General features: G+C 42.7%; 9 protein-coding genes. 3 read left to right on the forward strand and 6 right to left on the reverse strand.

Annotated elements, in window-relative coordinates; all coding sequences use genetic code 11:
* Nucleotides 1-627: 627 nt before the first annotated feature.
* Nucleotides 628-4,509, reverse strand: coding sequence for a phosphoribosylformylglycinamidine synthase (gene purL, locus AAEY94_RS01335; protein WP_350976694.1), 3,882 nt, complete (start codon nucleotides 4,507-4,509; stop codon nucleotides 628-630).
* A gap of 355 nt (nucleotides 4,510-4,864) precedes the next feature.
* Between purL and mltF the strand changes: the two genes are divergently transcribed.
* Entirely contained in the window at nucleotides 4,865-6,295 is a 1,431-nt protein-coding gene (gene mltF / locus AAEY94_RS01340; protein ID WP_101085475.1) for a membrane-bound lytic murein transglycosylase MltF, read from the forward strand.
* Nucleotides 6,296-6,610: 315 nt separating this feature from the next.
* On the opposite strand, the gene tadA is transcribed toward mltF, so the two are convergent.
* The 3 genes from tadA to guaB form a co-directional block, all read right to left on the reverse strand.
* Nucleotides 6,611-7,090 carry a tRNA adenosine(34) deaminase TadA gene (tadA, locus tag AAEY94_RS01345; protein WP_206780909.1) on the reverse strand — a complete coding sequence of 160 codons (480 nt, stop codon included), beginning with the start codon at nucleotides 7,088-7,090 and terminating at the stop codon, nucleotides 6,611-6,613.
* Nucleotides 7,091-7,278: 188 nt separating this feature from the next.
* Nucleotides 7,279-8,856 carry a glutamine-hydrolyzing GMP synthase gene (gene guaA / locus AAEY94_RS01350; protein ID WP_162022616.1) on the reverse strand — a complete coding sequence of 526 codons (1,578 nt, stop codon included), beginning with the start codon at nucleotides 8,854-8,856 and terminating at the stop codon, nucleotides 7,279-7,281.
* 104 nt (nucleotides 8,857-8,960) lie between these two features.
* Nucleotides 8,961-10,427 carry an IMP dehydrogenase gene (gene guaB / locus AAEY94_RS01355; RefSeq protein WP_101085482.1) on the reverse strand — a complete coding sequence of 489 codons (1,467 nt, stop codon included), beginning with the start codon at nucleotides 10,425-10,427 and terminating at the stop codon, nucleotides 8,961-8,963.
* Nucleotides 10,428-10,545: 118 nt separating this feature from the next.
* On the opposite strand from guaB, the gene xseA reads away from it, so the two are divergent.
* Nucleotides 10,546-11,886 (forward strand): exodeoxyribonuclease VII large subunit, encoded by a 1,341-nt coding sequence (gene xseA, locus AAEY94_RS01360; RefSeq protein ID WP_350976700.1) that lies wholly within the window; start codon nucleotides 10,546-10,548, stop codon nucleotides 11,884-11,886.
* 247 nt (nucleotides 11,887-12,133) lie between these two features.
* Here xseA and AAEY94_RS01365 read toward each other — a convergent pair whose 3' ends face one another.
* On the reverse strand, nucleotides 12,134-12,811 hold the full coding sequence (locus AAEY94_RS01365; RefSeq protein WP_162022615.1) for a YiaD family glycine zipper/OmpA-like lipoprotein: 678 nt from the start codon (nucleotides 12,809-12,811) through the stop codon (nucleotides 12,134-12,136).
* A gap of 102 nt (nucleotides 12,812-12,913) precedes the next feature.
* The gene (locus AAEY94_RS01370) at nucleotides 12,914-13,795 is read right to left on the reverse strand and encodes a choice-of-anchor H family protein (protein WP_350976704.1); all 882 of its coding nucleotides are present in this window, start codon (nucleotides 13,793-13,795) and stop codon (nucleotides 12,914-12,916) included.
* Between the two features lie 341 nt (nucleotides 13,796-14,136).
* Here AAEY94_RS01370 and AAEY94_RS01375 point away from each other — a divergent pair, with 341 nt between their 5' ends.
* Entirely contained in the window at nucleotides 14,137-14,493 is a 357-nt protein-coding gene (locus tag AAEY94_RS01375; protein ID WP_242445092.1) for a PepSY domain-containing protein, read from the forward strand.

The following is a 14,493-nucleotide window of genomic DNA, read 5'->3' on the forward strand; positions in this document are numbered from 1 at the left end:
TAATATTAGATAAATATTTCTATAATTAACAATGTAACACGAAATAGATAAGACACTGTTTATATTTATTATATTTAAATTTATTTAAATAATTAAATTTAAATAATACAATGATTCATTAAATAAACTAATGTCAAACATCATTTTTTCTCGTTTGAGCATACATTAGTTCAATTGTATAATTTGCGCACAATTAAGAAGACGAACACTAAGTAGTGCAATGAGTCGTTGTCTTAATTCCAGTGACCTAACCTAGAGAGAATGTGCTATGACTCAATTATTCGAACATATTGCCAACTTGTACAAACGTGTTTTTACTGAAATGTTTACTGCTAAAGAAGTGAAATAAGCGAGCTCACGTTTTTATCTATACCGTGTTTAGTGAATGTTTTTGTTAGCGCAGAAATAATATTAAGCGGTAATCGTTATGATCCAAGGATAACGAATCAGAAAACCCCATAGAATAAATCTATGGGGTTTTTCTTTATCACGACAACATAAAATCAGCAGCGCTAAACAAATTGAAACCAATAAAAAAGGCGACTCAAAGGAGTCGCCTTTTGCTTTATAAATTAAGTGTTTTAGCTAAATAAAGTGCTTTAGCTAAACTAAAAATTTAATTTGCGATTAGCCGATTTTCACTCGTGCATTACGGAACATGCGCATCCATGGGCTATCTTCACCCCAGTTATCTGGATGCCATGAATTAGCAACAGTTCTAAATACTCGTTCAGGATGCGGCATCATAATGGTTACGCGACCATCAGTGGTACAAATACCCGTTAAGCCATTGGCTGAACCATTTGGATTTTCTGGGTACTGGGTCGCAATTTGACCATGGCCATCAACATAGCGCAGTGCAATAGTGCCCGATGCTTCTGCATTTGCTAACGCTTGAGCATTAGCAAATTCCACTAAGCCTTCACCATGCGATACAGCGATAGGCATACGAGAGCCAACCATACCGTCAAAAAATACCGATGGATTTTGTTGCACTTCAACCAAACTGAATCGAGCTTCAAAACGCTCTGAGCGGTTACGCACAAAACGCGGCCAATGCTCACTTCCTGGAATAATTTCTTTCAGATTAGATAACATCTGACAACCATTACACACGCCAAGGGCGATGCTTGAATCACGTTCGAAGAAACGGCTAAACTCATCGCGAGCACGGTCATTAAACAGAATCGACTTAGCCCAACCTTCACCAGCACCTAACACGTCACCATATGAGAATCCGCCACAAGCCACTAGGCCTTGGAATTCTTCAAGGCTAATACGGCCAGATAAAATGTCCGACATGTGCACGTCGCGGCTTTCAAAACCGGCACGGTCAAAAGCGGCTGCCATTTCAACATGAGAGTTAACGCCCTGCTCACGTAAAATAGCCATTTTAGGGGCAGCGCCTTTAAGAATATAAGGTGCAGCCACATCTTCACTTGGATTAAAGCCCAATTTAACCGTTAAACCTGGCGCATCAGCTTGTTGTTTAAGCTCATACTCTTCACGCGCACATTCTGGGTTGTCACGTAGCGCTTGCATGCGATAGGTTGTTTCTGACCATAAGGTACGCAGTGCAGTACGGCTGTCAGCAAATATCACTCGCTCGCCATCGTTAATGCTAATCTTGTTTGCCGTTTGTAAGCCACCAATGTGATGACACGTTACGCCTTTAGCCTCAAATTGCGCGGAAATGGCTTTGGCATCAACAGCACTGACTTGAATTACAGCACCAATTTCTTCGTTAAATAAACGCTCTAAATCAGTACCATTCAAGCTGGCTAAATCAATCATTAAGCCGGTATTACCTGCAAAGGCCATTTCCACTAAGGTGGTAAATAAACCGCCGTCGCTACGGTCGTGATAAGCCATAACCGCTTGCTCGGCGACTAACTGCTGCATCACTTCAAAAAAGCCCGCTAAGTTAGCGGTTTTATCTAATGTGGGTGCAATATCGCCTAACTCACTATAAACCTGCGCTAAACAAGAACCGCCTAAACGATTTTGGCCATTGCTTAAGTCCAGCATTAATAATGCACTGTCACCTTTATCATCACGAAGTTGTGGGGTTACCGTTTTACGAATATCTTGCACCACACCAAAAGCGGTGATGACTAACGACATAGGCGATGTGACAGTTTTCTGAGTACCATTTTCTTCCCATGCGGTTTTCATCGACATGGAGTCTTTACCGACAGGAATCGTGATACCGAGTTCAGGACAAAGGTCTTCACCAATCGCTTTAACCGCCTGGTATAAACCCGCATCTTCGCCTGGATGACCCGCTGGAGACATCCAGTTAGCAGAAAGTTTAATACGCTTGAACGAGCCAATATCGGTACCGGCAATGTTCATAATCGACTCAGCAACTGCCATACGAGCAGAGGCGTCAAAGTCGAGTAATGCTAACGGAGTACGCTCACCCATCGACATCGCTTCACCGCAGTAACTGTCATAACTTGATGCGGTTACTGCACAGTCGGCAACAGGAACCTGCCATGGACCCACCATTTGGTCGCGATTAACTAAACCAGTGACGGAGCGATCACCTATGGTGATAAGGAAGGTTTTGTCAGCCACGGTTGGCAAGGTTAAAATGCGCTTAACGGCATCGTTTAGCTCAATTTTAGTTTGATCTAACGCTGGCGATACTGCTTTGGCTGTCACCACATCACGGCTCATTTTAGGCGCTTTACCTAATAAAACTTCAAGCGGTAAATCAATCGGCTTGTTATTAAAGTGACTGTCGGCAAGCGTTAAATGCATCTCTGCAGTTGCTTCACCAACCACCGCAAATGGCGCGCGTTCACGGGCGCAAATATCAGCAAATTGTTGTAAGTTCTCTGGTGCAACCGATAACACATAACGCTCTTGAGATTCATTACACCAAATTTCAAGCGGGCTCATGCCTGGCTCGTCAGAAGGAACATTACGTAAATTGAATACCCCACCGCGATCAGCATCATTCACTAACTCAGGGAACGCATTAGATAATCCACCTGCGCCCACATCGTGAATAAATTGAATTGGGTTGGTGTCACCTAACTGCCAGCAGCGGTCGATAACTTCCTGACAACGACGTTCCATTTCTGGGTTTTCACGTTGTACAGAGGCAAAATCTAAATCTTCGCTAGACTGACCAGACGCCATAGAAGATGCGGCGCCGCCACCTAAGCCAATGTTCATTGCCGGTCCACCAAGCACAATAAGCTTAGCGCCAACGGTAATCTCACCTTTTTGAACGTGTTCTTCTCGGATATTGCCTAAGCCACCGGCAATCATAATCGGCTTATGATAACCACGCACTTCAACGCCATTGTGGCTAGAGACTAATTGCTCGTAGGTGCGGAAATAACCGGTAATGGCAGGACGACCAAATTCATTGTTAAATGCTGCGCCGCCAAGAGGGCCTTCGAGCATGATTTCTAACGGAGTGACGATACGATCTGGCTTACCGTAATCCCCTTCCCATGGTTGTACAAAACCAGGAATTTTCAAGTTAGAAACAGTAAAACCAGATAAACCCGCTTTAGGTTTAGAACCTCGGCCAGTAGCACCCTCATCGCGAATTTCACCACCAGAACCAGTAGCAGCACCAGGATATGGGCTAATAGCGGTAGGATGATTGTGAGTTTCTACTTTCATCAATATATGCATTGGTTCGGTGTGATAGTTATAAACACCATCGGGATCAGGGAAAAAACGACCCGCTACCGGACCCGTCATCACTGCGGCATTATCTTTGTAAGCTGATAACACGTAATCGGGCGTGACTTCAAAAGTGTTTTTAATCATTTTGAACAATGATTTTGGCTGTACTTCGCCATCGATTGTCCAATCTGCATTGAAAATTTTGTGGCGACAATGTTCCGAGTTTGCTTGAGCAAACATCATTAGTTCGATGTCGTTAGGGTTACGCTTTAAACGAACAAAATTTTCAATTAAATAGTCAATTTCATCATCGGCAAGGGCCAAGCCTAGCTTAATATTGGCCACTTCTAAGGCGCGGCGGCCTTCAGCAAGAATATTTACACTGCTAAATTTTGCTGGTTCTGTACGAGCAAATAATATTTCAGCAGCTTCAAACGCCGGCAGCATGACTTCGACCATGCGGTCATGTAATAAACCTTGCAGTAGTTTTTGCTGCTCGGCTGTTAATACTGACGCTTCTACATAATAAGCAATACCACGCTCAAGACGGTTAACTTTGCCTAAGCCACAGTTGTGGGCAATATCAGTTGCTTTAGAAGACCAAGGAGAAATAGTGCCAGGACGAGGAGTAACAAACAGTAAAGTGCCTTGTGGGGCATGAGACTCAATAGCTGGGCCATAAGTAAGAATAGTTTCTAACTGTAGACGTTCATTATCATCTAGTGGTTCACTCAAATTGGCTAAATGTACATATTCAGCATAAATTTGCGATACAGGAAGCGCTGCGTTTTCGCAAGCCTCCATGAGTTTTTGAACTCTAAATGCAGATAGTGCTGGGGCTCCGCGAATGATTTCCATCACGTCTATTCACCTTTATAATATAGGAGGATCAGAATTGGCGCTATTATAGGGAATTGCACACTACAAATCACCTTCAAGCGCAGGTGAAAACAGTGTTTCCTGATAGGGAAAATATCCCATTCAAGTAATGCTAAAATGAATAACATAAACACTTTACCTTTTAACAAAAAACAACCACTAAATGCTGCTTATTTACTCAACTATAGGCGTTTAGGAAAACTACTGATAAAGTAAGCAAAAAATAAGCTAACTCCCCTACATATTTAAAGGCTATTCAACCGGTATTTCATTCGTTTTTACACATCATTCTGGTGACATTAACGAAACAACTTAAGATAACCAATTAATAAATATGATCAAAACCTTATTCATAATCTTACTTTGCGGGATATTATCCGCCTGTCAACCTGTTGATATTCAAGATGTTGATATTGCCGCCCCCGCACCTAAGCGTACCGTATTAAAGGTAGGGACATTATATGGCCCGCAGATTTATCTTAATTCAGAACAGGGTGAAAGCGGATTCGACTTCGAAATGGCGCAGCGCTTTGCTGACTATTTAGCCGTTCCTTTAGAAATGATCCCGTACACCAATCGCAAGCTATTATTCGCGGCATTAAAAGAAAACAAGATTGATATTATTGCGGCTGGCATCGCTAAAACCCCTAACCGTAGTCAACAATTTAAGCTCGGACCCACCTTATATAAAGTCAACCAAGTGTTGGTTTATAAGGAAGGCACTCCGGAGCCCAAAGATATTAGTACTCTGTCAGGTGAAATTACTGTCATGGCTAACTCATCTTCAGTCAATACCTTAACCAAATTACAAAAAGACTATCCTGAGTTGATGTGGAATCAAGTCAACGACAAAGACAATGAAGAACTGTTTGCATTAATTGCCAACGGTGAATTGAACTACACCATTTCAGATTCAAATAGTTTATTGATCAATCAGCGTTTTTTACCTGAACTACGCGCGGGGATGATTTTAGAAGAAAAGGTCGAAGTGGTGTGGCTATTACCGCCTAATAACAGCGACCGTTTAATGAGTAAACTATTGGCTTTTTGGCATAAAGAAAGGCGTGCGGGTACGCTGGAGCATTTAAACGAGAAGTATTTTGGCCATGTTAAGCGTTTTGATTACGTTGATACTCGTGCCTTTATCCGCGCAATTGATAATATTCTGCCCGAATATCGTAGTTTTTTCGAGCAGTATTCTGGAGAGTTAGATTGGCGTAAATTAGCGGCCGCAAGTTATCAAGAATCACACTGGAACCCGAGTGCTCGCTCACCTACTGGGGTGAGAGGTATGATGATGCTAACCCAACCTACAGCGGCTTATGTTGGTGTAGATGATCGCTTAGATGCAGAACAAAGCATACGTGGTGGGGCATTTTATTTAAAAGACATGATGGAGAGATTGCCTGACACCATCTCTGAAGCTCAACGGATCTGGTTCGCACTGGCTTCCTATAATATCGGTTTAGGTCATGTTGAAGATGCACGACGATTAACTGAATCAATGGGAATGGATCCTAGCGCATGGCGTGATGTCAAAAAAGTATTACCTTTGCTGCAACAATCTAAATATTATAAACAAACTCGATATGGTTATGCCCGTGGTAGCGAAGCTGTTCATTATGTTGACAGTATTCGTCGTTATTACGACACCTTAGTGTGGATCGATAATCAAACCCAAAAGTTGGAGATTATTGAAGAACCTCAACAAATTGAAATCATTGCTGAAGACGCTTCAAAAAATATCCATGAAGCAGCACACTAATTTTTGTGCTGACACGATTATCGTCATAAACCTGACCGATAATTGTCACGAATATAAGGTACTATGGTGCTGAATTTATCGTAAGAAAGCATTCTGCTAAAGTATGCGGTTTATCAGTAACCTCGATGAGGTTAGCCAATATTAAGGGATCACGGTATGAGAAGAAGAGCTATAAGCAATACCATGTCACGTCGTCGTGTCATGCTTAAAGTACATAAAAGCCGCATTCAAAATCGTCAACGAGCTCATTTTTTATTGGTACAAACTGAAAATTAATCTTCCGTTAACCACATAAAAACCAGTCACTCAATCAGTCTATTTTATAGCTAACTGTTTGAGTGCTTTTTTTTCTGCTCTACGTCGTTGAAAAAATGCACTTAGCTGCGCACCACACTCTGCAGCCAACACACCTGAACTGACTTCAAGCTGATGATTAAAAACTGGATGTTGTAATAAATTAATCACGCTACCTGCCGCGCCAGTTTTTAAATCATCTGCACCATAAACAACCCGCGCAATACGACTGTGCACCATGGCACCTGCGCACATAGTGCAGGGTTCTAACGTGACATATAAAGTCGTGTCGAGCATACGATAATTCTCTAACACCTTGCCGGCTTGACGAATACATTCCATCTCGGCATGAGCGGTTGGATCGTGATTCACAATACTTAAATTACAACCACTGGCAATCAATACATCGTCTTTAACCAATACGGCACCCACTGGCACTTCGCCTTTTAGCTCGGCTTGCTCGGCAAGTTGCATCGCTAAACGCATCCACTTTTCATCAATGGCGCGCTGAAGCTGATTCGATTTCTCATTGTGCGCATTAGAAAGTGGGCAAGTATCGCTGGAAACGTGTTTTTTTGGGGTATCTGTCACGCTATAAAACCTAGGTAATTGTCATACGTGGCTATTCTAGCAAATAAAAAAGACGCCGCGGCGTCTTTTTATTTAAAGTAAGGAGTCACGCTACAGCGTTATTCCCATTCAATTGTTGCAGGTGGCTTACCTGAAATATCATAAACCACACGAGAAATCCCATCAACTTCATTGATAATACGATTCGACACGCGACCCAAGAAATCATACGGTAAATGTGCCCAATGCGCAGTCATAAAGTCGATAGTTTCTACCGCGCGTAACGATACAACCCAATCATACTTACGACCATCACCCATTACACCTACCGAACGAACAGGTAAGAAAACGGTAAAGGCTTGGCTGACTTTATTATACAAATCCGCTTTATGCAGTTCTTCAATAAAGATAGCATCGGCACTGCGCAATAAATCACAATACTCTTTTTTGACTTCGCCAAGTACACGAACACCTAGACCAGGTCCTGGAAACGGATGACGATAAAGCATGTTGTAAGGCAAGCCTAACTCTAAACCGATTTTACGCACTTCATCTTTAAATAATTCACGTAATGGCTCAACTAAACCCATCTTCATATTGGCAGGTAAACCGCCAACATTGTGGTGCGACTTAATTACATGCGCTTTACCCGTTGCACTGCCCGCTGATTCAATAACATCAGGATAGATAGTACCTTGGGCTAGCCATTTGGCATTAGCGCATTTCTTTGATTCTTCGTCGAAAATCTCAACAAACACACGGCCAATGATTTTACGTTTGGCTTCTGGTTCTGCTTCGCCAGCCATCGCATCTAAGAAACGGTTTTCAGCATCGACGTGAACAATTTTGAGTCCAAAATGATCGCCAAACATTTCTAATACTTGATCCGCTTCATTCAAACGCAGCAAACCGTTATCAACAAACACACACGTTAGTTTATCGCCAATCGCACGATGTAATAACATCGCCACAACCGATGAATCTACCCCGCCAGATAAACCCAGAATAACTTCGTCATCACCAATTTGCTTTTTTAAACGCTCAATAGCATCTTCAATAATTGATGATGGCTTCCAATTGGCTTTACAGCCACAAATGTCTAGCGCGAAATGCTCTAGCATACGCTGACCTTGGCGAGTATGCGTCACTTCTGGGTGAAACTGTACGCCGTAAAAACCTTTCTCTTCATTGGCCATAGCGGCAAACGGACAAGTTGCCGTTTTCGCTACGGTCACAAAACCTTCAGGGATAGCAGACACTTTATCGCCGTGGCTCATCCACACATCAAGCAAAGGTTTGCCTTCTTCGCTAACGGCATCTTCAATGCTTTTAAACAAAGCTGATGTGGTTTGCAATTCAATTTGTGCGTAACCAAACTCACCTTCGCCAACGCCTTGAATCACTTTGCCACCCAGCTGCTCTGACATGGTTTGCATGCCGTAACAAATACCCAATACCGGTACACCAGCAGTAAACACATATTCAGGGGCACGCGGTGAATTGTCTGCTGTGACACTTTCAGGGCCACCGGCTAAAATAATACCATTTGGGGCAAACTCACGAATTTGCGCTTCGCTCACATCCCACGCCCATAACTCACAATACACACCAATTTCACGGATACGACGCGCAATAAGTTGAGTGTACTGAGAACCAAAATCGAGGATTAGAATCTTATGATCGTGAATATTACTCATGAATAACCTTTACATATTAATTAAGTGTAATAACTCGCATCCAATTGATGCGGTCAAATTAACGCTAATAAAACGAGGGCGACATAACGTCGCCCTTATCATAATTACGAACGATAGTTTGGTGCTTCTTTGGTAATGGTCACGTCATGAACGTGTGACTCACCCATACCTGCTGAAGTCACTCTTACAAACTGTGCTTTTTCATTTAACTCTTTAATCGTGGCACAACCGGTTAAGCCCATGCATGAACGCAAGCCGCCCATGTGTTGATGAATGATCTCTTTCAACTTACCTTTGTACGGCACGCGACCTTCAACACCTTCAGGTACGAGTTTGTCTGCTGCGTTGTCACTTTGGAAGTAACGGTCAGATGAACCTTGAGTTTGGCCCATAGCGCCCAGAGATCCCATACCACGGTATGACTTATAAGCACGACCTTGGTAAAGTTCAGTTTCACCCGGCGCTTCTTCAGTACCAGCAAACATAGAACCCGCCATGATGCATGATGCACCTGCAGCTAATGCTTTAGCTAAGTCGCCAGAAAAACGAATACCGCCATCAGCAATAACAGGAATGCCTAAGGCGAGTACTGCTTCAGCAGCATCAGATACCGCAGTGATTTGTGGTACACCGACACCCGTTACAATACGAGTGGTACAAATTGAACCAGGGCCAATACCGACTTTAACGGCGTTAACGCCCGCTTCAACTAGCGCAATTGCACCAGATGCGGTGGCAACGTTGCCGCCAACAATTTGTAAATCAGGGTATTTAGCTCTAGTGTCACGAATACGCTGCAATACGCCTTCTGAGTGACCATGTGATGAGTCAATCAATAACACGTCAACACCGGCTTTTACGAGCGCGTCAACACGCTCTTCATTGCCAGGACCCGCGCCAACTGCAGCGCCCACACGTAAACGACCTAATTCGTCTTTACATGCGTTTGGTTTGCGTTCAGCTTTTTCGAAATCTTTAACGGTGACTAAGCCTTTAAGTTTAAAGTTTTTATCAACCACTAAGACTTTCTCAATACGATGAGAATGCATTAGTTTTTGTACTTCATCTAACTTAGTACCTTCAGTTACTGTGACTAGACGATCTTTAGGGGTCATCATGTCGGCAACGGTTTTGCTCCAATCAGTCACAAAACGCACGTCACGACCTGTAATAATGCCCACTAGTTCGTGTGCATCATTGACTACAGGGTAACCAGCAAAACCATTATGTTCAGTTAATAAACGTAAATCAGTTAAGCTTGTGGTAGGTGTAACAGTAACGGGATCTTGAACAATACCGGCTTCATAACTTTTAACTTTACGGACTTCTTCGGCTTGTTGCTCAATACTCATGTTTTTATGAATAAATCCTAAACCACCTTCTTGCGCCATCGCGATCGCAAGACGAGATTCAGTCACAGTGTCCATAGCAGCAGACACAAGTGGAATATTTAATTCGATTTTAGTCGTTAAACGAGTTTTAAGAACAGCGGTATTAGGGAGTACGGTCGAGTGGGCAGGAACCAACAACACATCATCAAAGGTTAGTGCATCTTTCAGTAAACGTAGCATGGCAACATCTCCCTAGTAAGTAGGATTTGAGGTGAAATATTGCGGCGAGATTATACCTTGCATATTGCAGTTGGTAAATGGAAAATGGATTTTTATTAACGTTAGAATGAGAACTCTCATGAGTGCCACAAAAAACAATGTTTATAGTGTTTCGCAATTAAATAGCGAAGTGAGGCATATTCTTGAAGGTCAAATCGGCAAAATTTGGCTAAATGGTGAAATATCAAACTTTTCGGCCCCAAGTTCAGGGCACTGGTATCTCACCTTAAAAGACGCTCATTCACAAGTTCGCTGTGCCATGTTTAAGGGCCGTAATCAATCTGTGCGTTTTAAACCCGTCAATGGTCAACAAGTGTTGATTAAAGGCGCAATCAGTGTTTACGAGCCTCGTGGCGATTATCAGCTGCTACTTGAGTCAATGTTGCCAGCAGGTGATGGACTACTCGCACAAGAATTTGAAGCATTAAAACTAAAATTGGCCGCTGAAGGCCTATTTGCCCTAGAAACCAAACGCCCTATTCCAACTAATATCCAACGAATTGGTGTCATCACATCGGCAACGGGTGCGGCGTTGCGAGACATCTTGCATGTATTAGCACGCCGAGATCCCTCAATCGAAGTGGTTGTGTACCCCACTCAAGTTCAAGGTGCTACAGCCAGTCAATTAATCTGCCAAGCCATTGTTACTGCCAATCAACGCATGGAAGTTGATGTACTGTTGCTTACCCGTGGTGGTGGCTCGTTAGAAGATTTATGGTGCTTCAACAGCGAACATTTAGCCCATGCGATTTACAACAGCGCACTGCCTGTGGTGAGCGCTGTTGGCCATGAAATAGATACCACTATCAGTGATTATGTGGCGGACGTTCGCGCTCCTACGCCGTCAGCCGGTGCTGAATTATTATCGAAAGACAAAGGCAATAAAGCTGAAAAGTTGGCGCTATTGCTATCGCGTTTACAGCAAGGGATGAAACATTACCAATTGCAGCAGTATGGACGATTAACTCAGTTATCTCACCAACTTCAACGCCATGAGCCGCAGCATAAACTGCAGCAATTTGAACAACGATTTGACGAAATGCAAATGCGCTTAGAAAATGCCTTACAACATAAACTCAGTCGCCTAACCTTACGCCACCAGCAATTACATAATCGCTTGCAACAACGTTCGCCAATTAATACCTTAACCATAGAAAAACAGCGGCTTGGGTATTTAATTGAACGCTTTAACGACGCCAGTAAAGATTATTTTAAACAGGCTGAATCACGAGTTTCACAGGCCGCCCATAAACTTGATACCGTCAGCCCGCTGGCAACCTTGAGCCGAGGTTACTCAATCACAAGTACCAATGAGCATGTTATCGAAAATGCCAATCAATTAAGCAATGGTGATGTAATTCATACTCGGTTAAAGCAAGGAAGTGTCACCTCCACCGTGACAGATGTTTCAACTAAATAACAAGCATGATTTCGATGATAGAAATGTGCTGGGAATGTGTGAACCAGAGATATTATCGATTATGTATGCTTGTTTTTTAGATCACTTACCATCCATATATACCAAATTATCTGTGCCAAATACATGTAGTCATCTAGATTATTGTTCACTAACTCCGTTATCGGTTAAGCAAAAAAAGCCATCTTTCGATGGCTTTTTTATTTACAGATCAACAAGCATTGCTTGTTAACCACACTCACGGCTAAAACTATTTACCCATTGGTGTTAATACAATTTCTACACGACGATTTTGCGAACGACCTTGCTCGGTAGAGTTGCTGGCAATTGGGCTTGACTCGCCCATACCAGTTGAAGATACACGTGAACCACTAACCTTCTGGCTCGTCATATATTGCGCAACTTCACTCGCTCGTACTTGTGACAAACGCAGGTTATAAGAATCTGAACCCGAACTGTCGGTATAACCAATCACATTTAAGCGAGTGTCATCATATTCTTTAGCCACTAATACAACACTGTTTAACACTGATTTAGCGCGTGAACTTAAGACAGTTTGATCAACCGCAAAAGTCACTTCATTAGGCATGTTCAGTACAATATTGTCACCGTTGCGCGTCACACTCACGCCAGTTGATTTTAATTGCTTACGCAATTCTGCTTCTTGCACATCCATGTAATAACCAATACCACCACCAAGAGCCGCACCAGATGCTGCACCAATTAATGCACCTTTACCGCGGTCGCTTTTGCTTGATGAAAGTACACCAATGGCTGCGCCTGAAAGACCACCGATAATAGCGCCATTTGTGGCTTTAGCATTTTCTGATTCGCCCGTATAAGGATTAGGTAATTGGCAACCAGACAACAACAGCGCCGAACCGATTAATGAACTGCATAACAATGATGCATTTAACTTTACTGACATACACACTCCTAACTACTTATCCCATATGGATAAGTAAAAACTGACAAAATCAAAAATCGTCATTCTAACGTAGATCTAAGGTACATAAGCATAAATTTTACGTTATATTTTATTAATCAAACGTCGACGAAACCCCATCACTCCGGCGAGTAAGCCAATACTTAACCAAGATAACGCCCCACCTGAATGTTCAGTTTCGATATAAACCTCTTCCACATAAACCGCATCACGGTCGCTACTTTCAAGTGGCAACGCGTATAAGGCATTCGACTCATCACTACTTATTGTCGCAACCGGATCGGCATAACCTAGCTCATATAAATCGATCAACACATCATAGTGATCGGCTTGATAACCACTGGCTAACGTAGTGAGCACTTCGTAATCATCATTACTAGAATCTGCGTGGAGGGTGAATACGTCAGTTGAGTAATAATGGATCCACGGCCCACCATCTTGGCTTAAATATAACTCGGCAAATACATCAGCCTGAATGTCGCCCGCACTGCTGGTTATATCAGCATCAAAGGTCACACTAAAGGTTTGATAAAAACCATCATAATCATAGTCATCAAATAAACTTGAATCTGCACCGTAGAAAGAAAAGTCGTAATAAACAACTTGATTTTGCTGCGCCAACGCTCGTTGTTGCTGGTTGGCCGTTGTCGCGGCAGCTTTTTGATTTTTAGCCATCACTTGTTCACGGGTGACTTTTTTATTCAGGGTTGTAACGGTACCTTGCAACTTAGCTTGCTCATGTAAAGCGCTCACCCTAGCCTGCTTGTCCGCTTCAGTTTCTGGCGTTTGCGGATTAATGACTCTTGCTTGACTGTATGTACCAAAAGCTTGTTCAGAGATCCGTTCGGCGCCTTGTACTGTTGGCGAACTTAACCAGAGTGCACTGGCAATACATAAACTTACGCCCCATTTTAGCTGGGTATTAATTGTCGATAGATTAGCTGTCTTGGCAGTATTATGTTTCATGTTAGTTCCTCACAGTCTTGATATTGAGGCCATTTAACCCTAATCAAAATGAACGTAAGCTGAACATAGCAATAAGGTAGACTTCCGTTATCGCTACCCTTTAGTGCCACTGTTATAAATCAATACCGCGAAAACATCCCATAGAGGTAAACCATTCAGTTAATGTTCATCTGCTCCCCCTTATACTGCCAAGTCAAATCATCGATACATTGGCATTTACTGATATCTTACGGGCGTTTATGTTTCGTTTACGGCTATTTACTCAATAAGATTAAGTAGATGTTTCTATATAGAAAGGGATCTTTTACACTGGCAATAATGAGGTTATTAGGGAACACAATATGCAGCGTATGCTCAACGTAAATGCCACCATGTTAGGCCTGATGTTAGCGGTACTTTCACTAGCGTGCTCAGTGCCGTCCTATGCTGCTGCATTACATTCATCAGCAGGTGCTCAGTTCTCCCCAGGCCCCAATAATAATCGTCAAAACAATAACCAGCAGAACAGTAATCTGGTGGTTAATAGCGCTCAACAAGCTGTGCAAATGGCTCAACGAAGTTATTCAGGTAAAGTATTAAAAGTGCAATCAGCTAACGTCAATGGACATCCTGGTTATCGAATTAAATTACTCACCAATGATGGAGTCATTTTTTATGTGTTAGTCGATGCCACTAATGGCTCGGTTACAAGGAACTAG

The organism is Shewanella sp. AC34-MNA-CIBAN-0136, assembly GCF_040309945.1.
Classification (GTDB): domain Bacteria; phylum Pseudomonadota; class Gammaproteobacteria; order Enterobacterales; family Shewanellaceae; genus Shewanella.

Coding starts and splice junctions, on each gene's coding strand:
- purL (WP_350976694.1), bottom strand. CDS start 4,509: ATGGAAATCATTCGCGGAGCCCCAGCACTATCTGCATTTAGAGTTCAA.
- mltF (WP_101085475.1), top strand. CDS start 4,865: ATGATCAAAACCTTATTCATAATCTTACTTTGCGGGATATTATCCGCC.
- guaA (WP_162022616.1), bottom strand. CDS start 8,856: ATGAGTAATATTCACGATCATAAGATTCTAATCCTCGATTTTGGTTCT.
- guaB (WP_101085482.1), bottom strand. CDS start 10,427: ATGCTACGTTTACTGAAAGATGCACTAACCTTTGATGATGTGTTGTTG.
- xseA (WP_350976700.1), top strand. CDS start 10,546: ATGAGTGCCACAAAAAACAATGTTTATAGTGTTTCGCAATTAAATAGC.
- AAEY94_RS01365 (WP_162022615.1), bottom strand. CDS start 12,811: ATGTCAGTAAAGTTAAATGCATCATTGTTATGCAGTTCATTAATCGGT.
- AAEY94_RS01370 (WP_350976704.1), bottom strand. CDS start 13,795: ATGAAACATAATACTGCCAAGACAGCTAATCTATCGACAATTAATACC.
- AAEY94_RS01375 (WP_242445092.1), top strand. CDS start 14,137: ATGCAGCGTATGCTCAACGTAAATGCCACCATGTTAGGCCTGATGTTA.